Annotated in this window: 13 protein-coding genes; 7 read left to right on the top strand and 6 right to left on the bottom strand. The window is 69.3% G+C overall.

Going from position 1 to position 15,701, the window contains the following annotated elements; all coding sequences use genetic code 11:
- Positions 1-6: 6 nt before the first annotated feature.
- Complete coding sequence (locus tag AB0J78_RS20670; RefSeq protein ID WP_363791346.1) at positions 7-783, top strand: enoyl-CoA hydratase-related protein; 777 nt, start codon at positions 7-9, stop codon at positions 781-783.
- 49 nt (positions 784-832) lie between these two features.
- Positions 833-2,512, top strand: coding sequence for an AMP-binding protein (locus AB0J78_RS20665; RefSeq protein ID WP_363791344.1), 1,680 nt, complete (start codon positions 833-835; stop codon positions 2,510-2,512).
- A 30-nt stretch (positions 2,513-2,542) separates the two neighbouring features.
- On the opposite strand, the gene AB0J78_RS20660 is transcribed toward AB0J78_RS20665, so the two are convergent.
- The 3 genes from AB0J78_RS20660 to AB0J78_RS20650 form a co-directional block, all read right to left on the bottom strand.
- Complete coding sequence (locus AB0J78_RS20660) at positions 2,543-2,986, bottom strand: hypothetical protein (RefSeq protein ID WP_363791342.1); 444 nt, start codon at positions 2,984-2,986, stop codon at positions 2,543-2,545.
- 495 nt (positions 2,987-3,481) lie between these two features.
- A complete protein-coding gene (locus AB0J78_RS20655; RefSeq protein ID WP_363791340.1) occupies positions 3,482-5,803 on the bottom strand; it encodes a LuxR C-terminal-related transcriptional regulator in 2,322 nt (773 codons plus the stop codon).
- 404 nt (positions 5,804-6,207) lie between these two features.
- Positions 6,208-6,333 carry a hypothetical protein gene (locus tag AB0J78_RS20650; protein ID WP_363791338.1) on the bottom strand — a complete coding sequence of 42 codons (126 nt, stop codon included), beginning with the start codon at positions 6,331-6,333 and terminating at the stop codon, positions 6,208-6,210.
- 18 nt (positions 6,334-6,351) lie between these two features.
- On the opposite strand from AB0J78_RS20650, the gene AB0J78_RS20645 reads away from it, so the two are divergent.
- From AB0J78_RS20645 to AB0J78_RS20635, 3 genes are all read left to right on the top strand, one after another.
- Positions 6,352-7,749, top strand: a complete 1,398-nt coding sequence (locus AB0J78_RS20645; protein ID WP_363791336.1) for a family 2B encapsulin nanocompartment shell protein — start codon at positions 6,352-6,354, stop codon at positions 7,747-7,749.
- The gene (locus tag AB0J78_RS20640) at positions 7,746-8,753 is read left to right on the top strand and encodes a 2-methylisoborneol synthase (protein WP_363791334.1); all 1,008 of its coding nucleotides are present in this window, start codon (positions 7,746-7,748) and stop codon (positions 8,751-8,753) included. Before AB0J78_RS20645 ends, AB0J78_RS20640 begins: the two co-directional genes overlap by 4 nt.
- Positions 8,754-8,828: 75 nt before the next feature.
- Positions 8,829-9,674, top strand: a complete 846-nt coding sequence (locus tag AB0J78_RS20635) for a geranyl diphosphate 2-C-methyltransferase (RefSeq protein WP_363791332.1) — start codon at positions 8,829-8,831, stop codon at positions 9,672-9,674.
- Between the two features lie 246 nt (positions 9,675-9,920).
- Here AB0J78_RS20635 and AB0J78_RS20630 read toward each other — a convergent pair whose 3' ends face one another.
- Genes AB0J78_RS20630 through AB0J78_RS20620 form a run of 3 tightly spaced genes read right to left on the bottom strand, consistent with a single transcriptional unit; the run spans position 9,921 to position 14,035 of the window.
- On the bottom strand, positions 9,921-11,054 hold the full coding sequence (locus AB0J78_RS20630; RefSeq protein WP_363791330.1) for a M20 family metallopeptidase: 1,134 nt from the start codon (positions 11,052-11,054) through the stop codon (positions 9,921-9,923).
- Entirely contained in the window at positions 11,051-12,457 is a 1,407-nt protein-coding gene (locus tag AB0J78_RS20625; protein ID WP_363791328.1) for an aldehyde dehydrogenase family protein, read from the bottom strand. Before AB0J78_RS20625 ends, AB0J78_RS20630 begins: the two co-directional genes overlap by 4 nt.
- A gap of 18 nt (positions 12,458-12,475) precedes the next feature.
- Entirely contained in the window at positions 12,476-14,035 is a 1,560-nt protein-coding gene (locus AB0J78_RS20620) for a GMC family oxidoreductase (protein WP_363791326.1), read from the bottom strand.
- A 103-nt stretch (positions 14,036-14,138) separates the two neighbouring features.
- On the opposite strand from AB0J78_RS20620, the gene AB0J78_RS20615 reads away from it, so the two are divergent.
- Positions 14,139-14,621, top strand: a complete 483-nt coding sequence (locus AB0J78_RS20615) for a hypothetical protein (protein ID WP_363791708.1) — start codon at positions 14,139-14,141, stop codon at positions 14,619-14,621.
- Positions 14,622-14,816: 195 nt separating this feature from the next.
- Entirely contained in the window at positions 14,817-15,614 is a 798-nt protein-coding gene (locus AB0J78_RS20610) for an alpha/beta hydrolase (RefSeq protein ID WP_363791324.1), read from the top strand.
- Positions 15,615-15,701 lie beyond the last annotated feature (87 nt).

The raw sequence follows: 15,701 nt of genomic DNA, 5'->3' as shown, positions 1-15,701 counted from the left end.
CGACTGATGAGTTACCAGACACTGCGCACCGAGATCGCCGATGGCGTCGCGGTCGTCACGATCAACCGCCCGGAGGTGCGCAACGCGGTCAGCCGCCAGGTCCAGAACGACCTGAGGGCAGCGCTGGCGGCGTTCAAGCAGGACGACGGGGTGGGCGTCGTGGTCATCACCGGCGCCGGTGACCGGGCGTTCGTCGCGGGCGCCGACATCGCGGAGCTCAAGCAGTACACCAAGCACACCGGGCTCGCCTCCGAGATGCAGAGGCTATACGACGAGGTCGAGGCCTTCGACAAGCCCACGATCGCCGCGGTCAACGGCTACGCGCTCGGCGGCGGATGCGAACTCGCGATGGCCTGCGACATCCGCATCGCCGCCACCCACGCGCAGTTCGGCCTGCCCGAGACGAACCTGTCGGTCCTGCCCGGTGCCGGCGGTACGCAACGCCTGGCGCGGCTGGTCGGCACCGGCCGCGCGATCGAGATGATCCTCACCGGCCGCCGGATCAATGCCGAGCAGGCACGCGAGATCGGTCTCGTCACCTCGGTCGTCCCGCCAGCGGAGCTGATCGCGACCGCGCGTGCGACCGCGGCGCAGATCCTGAACAAGGGTCCGCTGGCCGTGCGCTTGGCGAAACTGGTGATCCGCTCCGGCATGGACGCCGACCAGCGCACCGGCATGGTCATCGAGCGCTTGGCGCAGGCCCTGCTCTACACCAGCGAGGACAAGCTCGAAGGTGCGAGCGCCTTCCTGGACAAGCGCACGCCCGCATTCCAGGGGGACTAGCCGGCCCATGACAGCCCCGAGTTTCACCCTCAACGAGGAGGACTGAAGCATGAACACCTACGATCCTGCGGCGTACAAGCGGTTCTTCGAGCACGAGTTCACCTACCTCGCCGGTTTCCGGCGCAACACGCACCGCTTCGCTGATCGGGTGGCGATCCACTGCCCGCGAACCGGCACTCCCTGGACCTACGAGGAGTTGGGGACTCGAGTGGACCGGCTGGCCGCCGGGCTGGCCGCAGCGGGCGTGCGACCCGGGGACGTGGTCGTCTACCAGCTCTACAACGGCCCGGAGTTCGCACAGCTCTACCTGGCCACGCAGGCCTGCGGCGCGGTGGGTTCTCCGATCAACTTCCGCCTCTCACCGGGCGAAACCGCGTTCATCCTGGACGACAGCCGCCCACGCGCCTACGTGTACGACGCTGCGCTGGCAGAGGTCGCGCAGGGTGCCCTGGAACGCGCGCAGCATCGTCCGGAGCTCATCGTCGAAGTGGGTGATGGCGAACCGCCGTCGGCGCACCACGGTGCCTCGGCGGTGCGGTTCGAAGACCTCCTCGCCGCACCGGGGACGCAGCCTCCGGTCGTCTCGCGCACGGTCTACGAGGAGACCACGCGCTTGTACACCTCGGGCACGACCGGCATGCCCAAGGGCGTGCCGCTCAACAGCATGGTCGAGGTCTTCAGCGCGCACGACGTGATCATGCACTTCCTCCTGGCCCCGGAGGACCGCGTGCTGAACATGACTCCGTGGTTCCACCGCGGCGGTCTGTACGCGGGCGGGCCGAACCCGGCCTTCTACCTGGGCGCGCAGGTCGTGCCGATGCGGACGTTCGACCCGGCGCTGTGCCTCGACCACGTCGAGCGGTTCGGTCTGACCTTCCTCGTCGGCGCACCGACCAACCTGGCGATGCTGACGCAGGTCCAGTCGGAGCGACCGAGAGATCTGTCCACGCTGCGCGGCATCGTCACGATGGGTGCACCGCTGGAGCGCGAGGCCGCCCTGCACTACCAGGAGGTCCTCTGCCCGCGGATCTTCAACGGGTACGGCACCACCGAGGCGTTCTGGAACAGCTTCCTGCGCCCGGCCGATCTGCCAGAGCACGCGGGCAGCGCCGGTCGTGCCTGCACCGATGACGACGTGGCCGTGGTCAAGGTTCTCGACGATCGGCTGGCGACTCCCGACGAGACGGTGGCCAAGGACGGCTCGGAAGTCGGCGAGGTGATCGTCCGGTCGCCGAAGTGCGGTTACGCCTACGCCAACGCCCCTGAGCAGGAAGCCGCGAAGTTCCACCACGGTTGGCTCTACATCGGTGACCTGGCCACGTGGGACTCCCAGGAGTACGTGACGATCGTCGGACGCAAGGACGACATGATCGTCTCCGGCGGGGAGAACGTGCACCCCGTGCAGGTGGAGGAAGTCCTCAACGAGCACCCGGACGTCGAGGACTCGATGGTCGTCGGAATTCCGCACGAGCGGTGGGGCCGTCTCGTGGTCGCCTACGTGGTGCCTGCCAGCGGCGACCTGGGCGTCGCCGACTGCGAGCGGCATTGTCGCCAGCACCCCATGCTCGCCGGGTACAAACGCCCCCGTGCCTACCGGTTCGTCGACTCGCTGCCGATGACCGCCACGGGCAAGAAGGTGCACTACAAAGCCCGGCAGCAGGCCGCTGATGAGTACGCGCAGGGCCTGTTCGAGAGCACCGAAGCCACCTATGCGCCCCATGCCGGCTGACGAGCGCCCTGGAACCAGTCGGGGCCGCTGTCAGCCAGCGGTGGTCTTCGCTTCGCGGCGGTTCTCGAGCGCGGCGGCCAGGCTCGCTCGGCAGGTGCGGAGGATCTGCCGTGTCGCCGGGGTTGCCGGGCTCAGGCCGCAGCGCGTGCAGTCCACGGAGACGTCGCCCGTCAGCTCGTCCACCGCGACGGTTGCTTCGGCCTCGCACGGGCGGCACCAGCGGTGCCCGGTGACGGCGATGACGTGCGTCGGTGAGCTGATGCACTCGTGCGCCCACCGGCGGTGCACGTGGCAGCTGATGCGTTCGAGGCCGGAGAGCTCCTCGCGGTCCTCGGCGACGTCCTCCCTGATGAGAACGTCGGCCAGGCGACGGTCGCGGAGATGCGCGTAGCGTTCGCCGAACCGCAGGATCTCAGCGGGTGCGGGTCGATCCGCACGGGGGCGTTGGTGCTGTCCGTTCTTCTGCAAGAGCATCGGGGTGCCTAGGTCGGACGTTCTGGGACTTGTCCAGGGTCCAAGGCCCCGGTCGCGGAGACATCCGTGGCACTGCGTAGTTGGCTGCGTATCCCGGGGTGGGGGTGCCCGGCCTGCCGAGATCGAGGGCGAACTACGTAGGAAACTCGGTAGTTCTGCCCTGTTCGAGCGAGCGCCCGCGGGGGACTTTGGAAGGCATCAGACCCGCCCTCGGCAACACGTGAGAAAGCTCGACCATGTCCTCGCCTCGAAACACAAGTCATGCGCCGCAACAGACATCCCATGTGTATCGCAACCCGTGCACCGGCAACTGGATCTGCGACTCCGTGGGCACCCGCGCCCGGCCTGGGCCCGACCGCGCTCGCACCGTCTGCCGGACCCACCTCGAGGCGGTCCGCGTAGCGGTGGGCATGGCTGCCGTGCCCCGGCTGCCCGCGGACGCTCGAGTCCCGGACCTCGACGACGTTCACCCCGCGATGCGCCAGGATGTCCGGCTCACCGGGATTGAGCCGGACGGGAATCAGGGCTGAGATCGGCGCGGACGTAGGTGGCGATCTGCGCCCGCGACGTGTAGCCCAGCTTGCTCAGGATGTTCTCGACGTGCGCCTCGGCGGTGCGCGGTGAGATGATCAGGTGCTCGGCGATCTCCCGGTTCGTCAGTCCCTCCGCCACGAGTTGTGCGACCTGCCCTTCCCTGCGGGTCAGCGGTGAGGAATCGGCCCTGCGGGTCTGTCGAGGTGTCCCGAGCGCGTAGTCGACGGTGGCGTCCGGGGAGAGGTGGGTGCCCGCGGTGTGCTCCGCTTCGAACTGCGCATCGCCCAGCGCCGCTCGCAGGGTGGCAGTGTAGTTCTCGTGGGCCTCCAGGTAGGTGATGAAGCCGAACATGGGCTGGCCGATCGGTAGCCAGAGCTCCCGGTTCGCGCCCATGAGCCGGGCTGCGCGCCGGTGCTGGCCGGATTCCGCCAGCATCCAGGCCAGCACCTCCACGCAGCAGGGGATGCCGAGCCAGTCGCCGAGCTCTCGCTTGATCTCGATGGCCTCGCGCAGCGCCGCCGTGGCGAGGATCTCGTCGGAACGGGTCCAGCCGATGAGCCCCAGCACCCACAGCGCCCACGTCGCCGCCCAGCTTTCGCCGATGTCCCGGCTGAGCCGGCGGCATTCCTCGGCGATCCGTTCGGCCTCCTGGCTGTCGCCCTCGATCAGGCGCAGCCAGCCGTGGGCGGCCAACCCGATCAGCGACTCCGAGTCCGCAGCTCCGAGCGACCGATACGTCGCTTGGGCACCGGACAGCAGCGTCTCCGCGTCGTCGAGGTGGTAGCCGAGCAGCTCGTTGACGCCGAGGAACTGCTCGGCTCGGGCGCGCGTCACCTGATCGCCGAGTCGCCTGGCGGCGTCGACGCACTCGGTCAAGATCGCCGTGGAACCGATCGGTTCGCCCTGGACCTGGCGGACCCATCCCGCCACCCAGAGCGCCCTGGCCCGCAGCGGCGTGTCGGCGCGGAGCGCGGTGAGAGCTTTGTCGATCCACTCCCGGCCCTCGCGGCTGGCGCCCATGACCCAGAGGTGGCGCAGGTCCACCGTCGTCCGCACGGCCACGGACGGGTCCGCGTCGTTGTCGAAGCCGAAGCGCAGCGCCTCCCGGAAGTTGACCTGCTCGCGCCGCAGCATCGAGGACCACTCCCGCTGCCGCGGTCCCGACCAGTCCTGGCAGGCGCGAGCGGCCAGGTCGGCGAAGTGGTGCATGTGCCGCCGGCCCACGTCGAGCTCGGCGTCGCTGCCGTGGAGGAGCTCCCGGCCGAACTGCCTGATGGTCTCCAGCATGTGGTAGCGGGCTCCGGTGCTGTGGGTCTGGCGGAGCACGACCGATTTGCTCACCAGGCCCGTCACCGCGTCCGTGGCCTCGTGCGCGGTCAGGGAGTCGTGCCCGATGACGGCGAGGGCCGCGTCGAGGTCGAACCCTCCTGGGAAGATCGACAGCCGCGCCCACGCGGTCTGCTCGGCGGGCGAGCACAGCGCGTAGCTCCACTCCACCGCCGCGCGCAGGGTCTGCTGGCGGGCCGGTGCGCCCCGGATCACGGTGGACAGCGCCTGGAAGCGGTCTTCGAGGCGGTCCAGGATCTCGGTGGCGCCCATCGCCTGCAGCCGCACCGCAGCGAGCTCGATGGCCAGCGGCATCCCCTCGAGCCGGGCGCACAACCTGGCTACGACCTCGCGGTTCTCGGCATCGAGGGTGAACCCGGGTACCGCGGCGGCCGCCCGTTGGACGAACAGCTCGACCGCCTCGTACTTGAGGGGGTTGCGGTCCGCGCGACCTTCGTCGTTGGTGAAGCTGAGCGGCGGCACGGGGACGACGTGCTCCCCGGGGACGTGCAGCGCTTCGCGGCTGGTCGCGATGATGCGCACCCCGGGCGCCGCGCGAAGCACGGCGGCGATCAGGTCCCCGCACGCGTCGAGCAGGTGCTCGCAGTTGTCGATGACCAAGAGCAGGTTCTTGTCCTGCAGGTGCTCGACCAGCACCTCCTCGGCGGACTCCGCCGACCGGTCCGGGACGCCGAGGGCGTCGATGATGGCGTGATCGGTCAGGGCCGGATCGCTGAGCTCGGCGAGCTCGACGAGCCAGACGCCGTCCGCGAAAGCCCGGTGCGCTGTCTCGGCGACGCGAATGGCCAACCGGGTCTTGCCCATCCCACCGGGGCCGAGCAGAGTCACCAGCCGGGCGGACCCGAGCAGCGTCCGAATCTCGCTGACCATCGCCCGACGGCCGACGAAGCTGGTGACGGTCTCCGAGCCGGGGAGATTGCCCAGACGCCGGGTCATGTCACCACCAGCTCACGGTCAGCTCGCTGTGCAGTGACGCGCATCACTGCCGCCTCAAGTGTAGACCTCGACCGCAGTCGGCTCGGGCGCCGCGCCCCGGCTCACGCCGAGGGCACGTGGTCGAGGAGCTGAACCAGCACGCGCCGGCGATCCGGCTCGGTTCGGCGCGCTGCGCGAGAACGGTTCGGGATGGTCGGCCGGAATTCTCCCGAACATCATCGCTTTCAGCTTCGCCGCAGAATGCGCGGTCGCACGCACGAACCGATTGGAAAACGATGTGGACGCCACGAATGGCCGTCACACAATTATCTATACATGCGCGAAAATCGTTGCCATAGACTCGTCTCCGGCCAGATCGACACCGGAAACCCGTGGGCGAAAACGTCGTTTCCACGCAATCGAATTCACATATCGTGAACCGCGTTCATCTGCTGCGCAACAAATTCTGAATTCGCGGCGACCACATCGACAACCCCTTTCCGCGGCGCCGAGAACTCCTCGGCGCCTGACGGCTGCACAGTCGAGTTCACCGACGAAAGGTTCGTGACGTGACTGCACCCCCTGACGTTCCATTCTCATCGCTGCAGACCGAGGCGGCGCGTCTGCTGGCGACCACGACCAAGACGCCTCCGCAGATGCAGAACATCAGCTCTCGGCATCTGCTCAACCAGCTTCCGTGGGAGACCGTCGAAGCCGGGACGTACCGGGTGAACCGGCGCCTGCAGCACAAGATCGGCCGCGGTCGCGTGGCGTTCGTCCAGGAAGGAACCGACGTCCGGGTCGTTCCGGAAACGCTCGCCGAACTGCCCGCGCTGCGCGGCTATTCCGACGTCGACGTGCTGACGCGGCTCGCCAGGTTGTTCACGCCTCGGACGGTCGAGCACGGCGAAGTCCTCGCGGCGGAGGGAGACCCCGTCCGGGAGGTGTTCATCGTCGCGCACGGCCGGATCGAGCGGCTCGCGACAGGCGAGTACGGGACCGTCGACAAACTCGGTGTGATCACCGATGGCGCGCAGGTCGGTGACGAAGCGGTCGGAGTCGACGAGCCGACCTGGTCGGCCACGCTGCGCTGCGCGACCTCGGGCACGGTCCTGGTGCTGAACTGGAACGCCTTCGAAGAACTGCGCGACAACGCGGAGAGCCTGCGCACGCACCTGGCGGCGTTCGCACGGCGGCGGGACCTCCCGCAGAACCGCAAGGGCGAGGCCGAGGTCGCCCTCTCCGCAGGCCACGCGGGCGAGGTCGGCCTGCCCGGGAGCTACGTCGACTACGAGTTGACCCCCCGCGAGTACGGACTGTCGTTGACGCAGACGGTCCTGCAGGTCCACACGCGAGTCGCCGATCTGTACAACCAGCCGATGAACCAGACCGAGGAGCAGATCCGGCTCGCCATCGAGGAGATCCGCGAGACGCAGGAGCACGAGCTGGTGCACAACCAGGACTTCGGGCTGCTGCACAACACGGCCTTCGACCAGCGGATCTCCACCCGCGGCGGGCCGCCCACGCCGGACGACATGGACGACCTGCTATCCATGCGGCGATCCACGGATGCGTTCTTCGCGCACCCCAAGGCGATCACGGCGTTCCTGCGGGAGTGCAACCGCCGCGGGCTGGTGGTCGACGCCACCGAGCTCAGCGACGGTTCGAAAGCCCTCACCTGGCGCGGTGTCCCGGTGTACCCGCTGGGCAAGATCGGCGTCACCGAGCACAACACGTCGACGATCATCGCGATGCGGCGCGGTGCGGGCCGGCAGGGCGTCGTGGGGCTGCGGCCCGGGGAGCTGCCCGACCAGGTGCAGCCGGGGTTGAACGTGCGGTTCATGGGCATCACCGAGCAGGCCATCGTGCGCTACCTGGTCACCGCCTACTACAGCGTTGCTCCGCTGGTCCCGGATGCGGTCGGCCTGCTGGAGCACGTGGAGATCGGACGGGAGGAGCCCCTGTGATCGAGCTCGTCCAGCACGACACACCGGTGCCCTCCCGGCAGCAGCACACCGACGGGGTGTGGGGCACCAGCGCATGCACGCCTTCCGGCACGCAGCGGAGAACGACGCCGTTGTACTGCCCGCCGACGCCGCCCGAACGGCCGGAGCTGGCCGCGGAGCTCAACCGCCGGGTCATCGTCTGGATGAACGAGATGGACCTCGGCACCGAGGAGAACGTCGCCGGCGTCTACGACCACGATCCCGGGCGCGGCATCACGCTGTGCCACCCGGGCGGCGACGACGTCGAGCGGATGACCGCGGCGACCAAGATGATCATCGCCGAGACCGTGGTGGACGACTACTTCTGCGAGACCAACAGCCGCCGCGCCGCCGACGACCAGCAGATCGGGCCGAACCTCTCGATGGCCCAGTCCGCGATCGACGCCCCGTGCCTGACCGGCACCTACCAGGCGCTGTGGGAGAAGCGCCGGAACGACGACCCGGTGCTGCGGGCGCAGCACGACGCGTTCAACGACCTCAAGAGGTTCAGCACGCCCGCCCAGGCGCGGCGCACCACGCACGACATCGCCCAGCTCTACCTCGGCTACAACGCGGAGAACGGCTGGCGCTTGATCAACCGGCTGCCCCCGGTCTGGCAGTACCTCGCCAACCGGCAGATGAACTCGTTCCGGCCGTGCCTCGCGCTCACCGACATGCTCGACGGCTACGAAATACCGCCGGAGCTCTACGCCCACCCACTGGTGCAGGACTGCACCGCTCGCGCTTCGCTGATCGCCACGCTGCACAACGATCTGGCCTCCTGCGAGCGGGAGATCCGCGGCCCCGGGCTGCCGTTCAACCTCCCCGCCGCGATCCGGGCCGAGGAGCACATCCCGCTCGACGAAGCGTTCATCAAGTCCTGCGAGGTCCACAACGAGCTGATCCAGGAACTCGAAACCGACACCGAACGCACCACCGCGGCCCTTCCGGATCCGGCGGTGGCCCGCTACCTGACCGGCCTGTGAGCGTGGATCGCCGGATGCAGGCACTGGCACTTCACGACCGCGCGCCACGCCGCGTAACAAGGGAGGACTCGGACGATGAGCACCAACACCTCTGTCGCCAGCCACTACCAGGGCAGTGTCGCGGACTACTGGAACAAGGAGGCCAACCCGGTCAACATCGAGCTCGGCGAGGTCGACGGCTACTTCCACCACCACTACGGCATCGGTGAGCCGGACTGGTCGGTCGTGGAGGGCGATCCGGACACCGCGCGCGAACGAACCACCCGGGAACTGCACCGCTTGGAGACCCAGCAGGCCGTGTTCCTGCTCGACCACCTCGGCGAGGTGCTACCGGATCAGCGGATCATGGACGCCGGGTGCGGCCGCGGCGGTTCCTGCTTCATGGCGCACGACCGGTTCGGCTGCCAGGTCGACGGCATCTCGATCTCCCGCAAGCAGGTCGAGTTCGCCAACGAGCAGGCGAAGGAACGCGAGGTCGAGGGCAAGGTCGCGTTCCACCTGAAGAACATGCTCGGCACCGGGTTCGAATCCGGCTGCATGCAGGCGATTTGGAACAACGAGTCCACGATGTACGTGGACCTGCACGACCTGTTCGCCGAGCACTCCCGGCTGCTGGCGCGCGGTGGCCGCTACGTGACGATTACCGGCTGCTACAACGACGTCTACGGCCTGCCCTCGCGCGCCGTGTCCACCATCAACGCCCACTACATCTGCGACATCCACCCGCGCTCCAACTACTTCCGCGCCATGGCCGCGAAGAGGCTGGTGCCCACGGAGGTGGTCGACATGACCGAGATGACGCTGCCCTACTGGCGCCTGCGGGCGAAGTCCCCGCTGGCGACCGGCATCGAGCAGACCTTCATCGACGCCTACACCTCCGGCAGCTTCCAGTACCTGCTCATCGCCGCCGACCGAGTCTGAGACGACGTTGAGGGCACCTCAGCGGTCCTCTGGCTCCGGGAGTCACAGGCAATGCTCGGCCTTGTGGTTGGCCTGACCAGAGGGCCGCTGAGAACCCTCGGTGGTGCGAGCTGAGTCAACACCCGAAGGATCCGGTCGACGCCGGGCAGGAAGTGGTGCTCCAGCTTCGACAAGCGGATAACTCGAACCTCCTCACACGCAGCTCGACTCGCGCGCATGAACGAGAACTCGCGTGGCGGGGAGGAGTCAGCTCGGCGGCCTCGCACCTCGCGAGGCCAGGTCCGCAGCGGTCCATGCCAGCGCCGTCGCTCCGTCGAGGACCGCTCGGTCCGCCGCGCCCGTCGCGGCGGCCGCGGTGAACTCGGGCTGGTGGTTGACGGCCGGCAGGCAGTCCAGCCCCAGGATCGGGTGGATCGTCGGAACGTGGTGGGACACGTTGCCCATATCGGTGGCCGCGCCGCCGCCGGCACCGGGCGGCAGGTCGGGGAAGGCGCGGCCCAGTTCGACGGCGTTGGCCCGGTAGAGGGCCAGCAGGGTGGGGTCCGGGCGCAGGTCCGCGTAGTCGGGGGCGACGTGGTCGGTCGACAGGTCGCACCCGGTGGCCAGCCCACCGGCCTCGAAGCACCGCAGCACCCGGTCCTTGAGCGCAGCCAGGTCCTCGGCCGTGTCGGAACGGACGATCCAGCGTCCCCGGCTCGTCTCGGGGATGACGTTCGCCGTGGTGCCGGCTTCGGTGACGACGCCGTGGATCTTGTCGGTGCTGCGGGTTTGCTGGCGCAGCAGCCCGATCGCCGTCTGGGCCACCACGAAGGCGTCCGCGGCGTTGATCCCCCTCTCCGGGTAGGCGCCCGCGTGCGAAGGCCGTCCTTCGTAGGACACGTCGAGCTGTGACACCGCCGTGCCAGGCATCGCGGTCATCTCGACCGCGGCCGGGTGCACCATCATCGCCGCGTCGAGGCCCTCGAACGCGCCGCGCTCGAGCATGAGGATCTTGCCGCCTCCGCCTTCCTCGGCCGGGGTGCCCAGCACGGTGACGGTGAGGCCCAGATCGTCGACCACGCTCGCCAGCCCGAGTCCCGCACCGACGGCGGCCGCGGCGATAACGTTGTGGCCGCATGCGTGCCCGATGTCCGGCAGTGCGTCGTACTCGGCGCAGATCCCCACGTGGACAGGGCCCGAACCGATCGTGGCCCGCACCGCGGTCGGCAGGTCGTAGCAGCCGTGCTGCACGTCGAAACCGCCGCCGGCAAGTGCGTCGGCGACCCAGCGGCTGGCGCGGACCTCCTCGAACGCGAGCTCCGGGTTCGCGTGGATCCGGTGGGACAGGCCGACCAGTTCCTCGCCCCCTTCCTGGATCCGCTGCTGGATGGTGTCCTTCACGGCAGCACCGGGGCCGCGATGTGCACCGATGCGGGACGGGTCGCGGCGTCGTAGGCCGCCTGCGCCCCGGTGGCGCCCAGACCGCTGTCGCCTGCCGGCTCGTAGAGCCGCTCGGGGCCGCCGCCCTGCCACTGGTTCACCCACACCACGCCCGCAGGGATGCGGGCCGCGGCGTCGGCGTGCGCGGCATCGCCGGTGTAGACGGTCGCGGCCAGCCCGTAACGCGACCGGGCCGCGCGCTCCAGGCCCTCTTCGAACGAGCACACGACGGCCACCGGTGCGACCGGCCCGAACGTCTCCTCGTTCATGATCAGCATCGAGTCGTCGACATCGGTCAGCACCGTGGCCGGGTAGAAGAAGCCAGACCCCTTGGGCACGCTGCCGCCGGTCCGCAAGCAGGCGCCGCGGGCCACTGCGTCCTCGACGTGCCCGTGCACGACGTTGCGCTGCCGTGCGTCCACCAGCGGGCCCAGCGCGGAACCGCTCGGGTAGTTCCCGGCCTCCGCCACGAGCGCCTCGACGAATGGGACGGCGATGTCCCGGTGCACGAAGATGCGCTCCATCGACGTGCAGATCTGGCCGGTGTTGACGAACGCCCCGAACGCAACGGCCTTCGCGGTGGCCACCGGGTCCACGTCTGCGTCGATGACCACGGGGTCTTTGCCACCGAGTTCGAGCACCGTCCGACGCAGCCGTTCTCCTGCCGCTGCGCCGACCTTGCGCCCGGCAGAGACCGATCCGGTGAAGTGCACCAGCTGGATCTGTTCGTGCTCGGCCAGCGGCACGCCCGCGCGGGCATCGCCCAGCACTAGGTTCACAACGCCTGCGGGGAGACTCAGCAACTCGACGAGCCGCGCGGTCGAGTACGGCGACCGCTCCGACGGCTTGACGACGACGGTGTTGCCCGCTGCGAGCAGCGGCCCCAGCGCGCCGAGCACCATGGCGACCGGGAAGTTCCACGGCGTGATCACCGCGGTAGCACCGAGCGGTGTGCGCAGGATCCGCGTCTTGGCCCCGTCCGGATGGGCGACGGTGTCCTCGAACGGGTAGGAATTTGCCTGCTGGGCAGCGGCTTTGAGTCCGGCGACCGCGCTGTCGATGAAGGCGCGGCCGATGCCTGCCGGCTTGCCCATCTCCTGGCGTTCCAGCTCCGCCAGCTCGTCGGCGTTGTCGGCGATGAGGTCCGCCCAGGCGTGGATGCGTGCGACGCGCTCGGCGACCGGCAGGGCGGCCCACTCGGTCTGCGCGGTCGCGGCCGCGGCGACGGCGTCGTCCACATCGGACGGTGATCCGGCGGGGAACCGCGCGATGACGTCTTCGGTGGCCGGGTTGACCAGGTCGAGCCACTCGTCGCATCGGCTGTCCTGCCAGGCTCCGCCGACGAGATTCCGCAACTTTTTCACGGTGAAGCGCTCCTTGGGTCAGTCGAGCCGGTCAGCCATGAGCTCGCCGGCCATGATCGCCGCGAGATTGGTGTTGGCGCGGGTCACCGACGGGAAGATGGACGCGTCGACCACGCGCAGTCCGTCGACGCCGAGCACCCGGCAGGACGGGTCGACCACGGCGTCGGTGTGGCCGGGTGCCCCCATCCGGCACGTGCTGGTGCCGTGTTGGGCGTCGATGACGGTCGTGAGCAGGTGATCGTCGAGTTCGCCGTCGTGGTCGAGCACGCCGAACAACGCCTCGTTGTCGTCCTCCACCGACCCGGCGAGGAACTCGGACGTCTCGGGCCGCAGCGCTAGCTCGACCATCGCCCGCACGCCTTCGCGGAGCCGTGCCAGGTCTCGCTCGTCGGAGAGCATCCGCTCGCGCACCAGCGGTTGCGCGGTGGGGTCGAGCGAGGTCAGGGAGAGCTCGCCGCGGGAGAAGCTGTGGTTGAGCCAGACCCCGTACGCGCCGGAGCGTGTTCCGGTGTCGGCGGTGGCCATGGCCAGCACGTTCTGGTTGTTCGACACGAACATCAGGTCGTTCGCGATTCCCTCGGTGCTCGAGGTGAGGCGCACGCAGGTGTTGGTGTGCCGGTCGTGGGGCGACTTGATGGCCGCCGCTTCGGTCAGCGGTAGCGACAACAACGCCATCGGGTGGTCCTGCATGCCGCGCCCGACCGGGAGATCGGCCAGCACGTCGGCGCCGAGCGCGCGCAGCTCCGCGGCCGGGCCGATGCCGGACCGCAGGAGGATCGCGGGGGAGTGGATGACGCCCGCGGACAGCACCACCGTGTCGGCGTACTCGGTCGTCGGCACCCCGTTGGCCACCGCGCGCACCCCCACCGCGCGGTGGCCAACGAAGAGGACCCGGTCCACCACCGCGTCGCCGCGGATGGCCAGAGTGGACAACTCGCGAGCGGGTTCCAGGTAGGCGTCGTTGACCGAAACCCGACGTCCGGACCGGGAGTTGATCGGGTAGGGCGAGGTGCCCGTCGTGTGCGGTGCGTTCACGTCGGGAGCCCAGGGGTAACCGGCCGCCAGTGAGGACTGCGCTAGCGCGTGGTCGACACCGCCCCACTTCTCCTGCGGGGTGCGGTAGATCGGCGTCGGCCCCCCGCGGCCGTGGTAGGGCTCGTCGCCGAACTCCTCGTCGTCCTCGAGCTTGGCGAAGTACGGCAGCACGTCGGCTGGGCTCCACCCCGCACAGCCTGCGGCGACCCAGTCGTCGAAGTCCTCCATCGGGGGCCGGATGGCGATCTGGCCGTTGATCGACGAGCTGCCGCCGACGCCACGGCCTCGCCAGTACGGCGCCTGCGGCTGCTTGTCCGTCCGCGACGAGGTCACCCCGTCCCAGACGACGCCCGTCGCCGCGGTGGGGTCGAGCAGGGCGACCACCGGGTTCGGCGAGCGCCACGCCTCGTGCATGTCCGCGGACCGGTAGTCCGGTCCCGCCTCCAGCAGCAGCACCCGCTTGCCCTTCTCGGCCGACCGTGCCGCGAGTGCTGCGCCCGACGATCCAGCACCGACCACGATGAGATCCCAGCCATTCGCCACGTCTGTCCTCCTCCGCCGCGTTGCCGGTACCATGCCCCTCAACGCAACGTTCAGTCAAGAATGAATTTTCATTATTTTCTGATCGAAGATCGCGGAGGTGTTGATGACGCAGGCCGGGCCGGATGTCGAGAGCAGTCTGATCGAGGACTTCGGAGTCCACATCGGTCACGCGATGGGCTGGCCGCGGATGGCGGGCCGTGCGGCCGCCGTCCTCATGCTGGCCGAGCAGCCGATGACGCTCGCCGCGCTTCAGGAGGCGCTGGGCGCGAGCAAGGGATCGGTCTCGGAGACCACGCGGCTGCTGATCGTCAGCGGCACGGTCGTGCGTGACAAGCCACCGGGCAGCAGGCAGTTCGTGTTCCGGTGGCGGGATGATGCGTGGGTGGGGTGCCTCCGCCACCAGCTCGATCAGACCGTCCAGCTGCTCGCTTTGGCCGAGACCGGTCACGAACGCGCGGCGGGCCTGTCGGAGACGCAACAGCGGCGGCTCCGGCAGATGCGCGACCACTACCGGTACATGGTCCGCCAGCTCGAAGCGCTCCTGGCCGAGTGCACCGAGCTCGCCGAGGGCTCGGACGGCTCGTGAACCCCGTCTGGTGCGGGAAGGGGCTGGCATATCCGGGTTCGGTGGGGACGTCCTGCGGCCTTCGAATCAGTGCATCGGTGTGCCGGTGTCATGGGTCGAGGTCGAGGTCGAACCACGTGCGAGGGCACGCCGCTCGGACAATCGCGAAACCCGAAACGTGCGGCGCCAGGCCAGCACACCGCACACAATGGGGGTGTGCTGCGCAACGTGCTCGTCGTGGGGCTGGTGATCGCCGTGACCCTCAGTTCCGTCTGGGCCTTCCAGCGCCGTTTGATCTACTACCCGTTCGGTCGGCCGCCGCCGGTCGCCTCGGTGCTCAGCGGTGCCCAGGAGGTGCTGCTGCGCACCAGCGACGGGCTGCAACTGAGAGCCTGGTACGCGCCGGCCCGCGGTGAGCACCGCGGCATGGGGGTGCTGGTTGCCAACGGCAACGCGGGGAACCGGTCGTTGCGGGCTCCGCTCGCCGACGCCCTCGCCGAACGCGGACTGGCCGTGCTGCTGTTCGACTACCGCGGGTACGGCGGCAACCCGGGTTACCCGAGCGAGGAGGGATTGGCGAAGGACGTCGGCGCGGCGTTGCGCTGGCTCGTCGAGGAAGCCGGCCTGCCACCGGACCGGCTGGTCTACTACGGCGAGAGCCTCGGTGGGGCGGTCGTCACCGAGCTGGCCGCAAAAGAGGAACCGGCCGGGCTCGTGCTGCGATCGCCGTTCACTGACCTCGCTTCGGTCGGGCAGCGTCACTCCCCGTACTTGCCCGTGCGGATGTTGATCCGGGACCGGTATCCGCTCGCGATGCACCTGCGCAACGTCCGGTGCCCGGTCACCGTCGTCTACGGAAGCGCCGACTCGATCGTTCCTGCGGCGGAGAGTCGAGCCGTCGCTCGGGTGCGGCCGGGCACGACCGAGCTGGCCGTTGCGAACGCGGGTCACAACGATCTCGCGCTGCTAGACGGGCCCGAGGTGGTGGAGTCGGTGGTGAGGCTCGCATCTTGACCGCGTCGTTGCGTGTCTGCTCGGCCGTGGCCTGCGGGCCGGTCCGCAGCGATATCCGTCGTGCCCGGGGCACTGCACCGCACCGTC

This window comes from Saccharopolyspora sp. NPDC049426 (assembly GCF_040676935.1).
Taxonomy (GTDB): domain Bacteria; phylum Actinomycetota; class Actinomycetes; order Mycobacteriales; family Pseudonocardiaceae; genus Saccharopolyspora.
The sequence above is the reverse complement of the archived record's forward strand: the minus strand, read 5'-3'. Positions and strand labels throughout refer to the sequence as shown.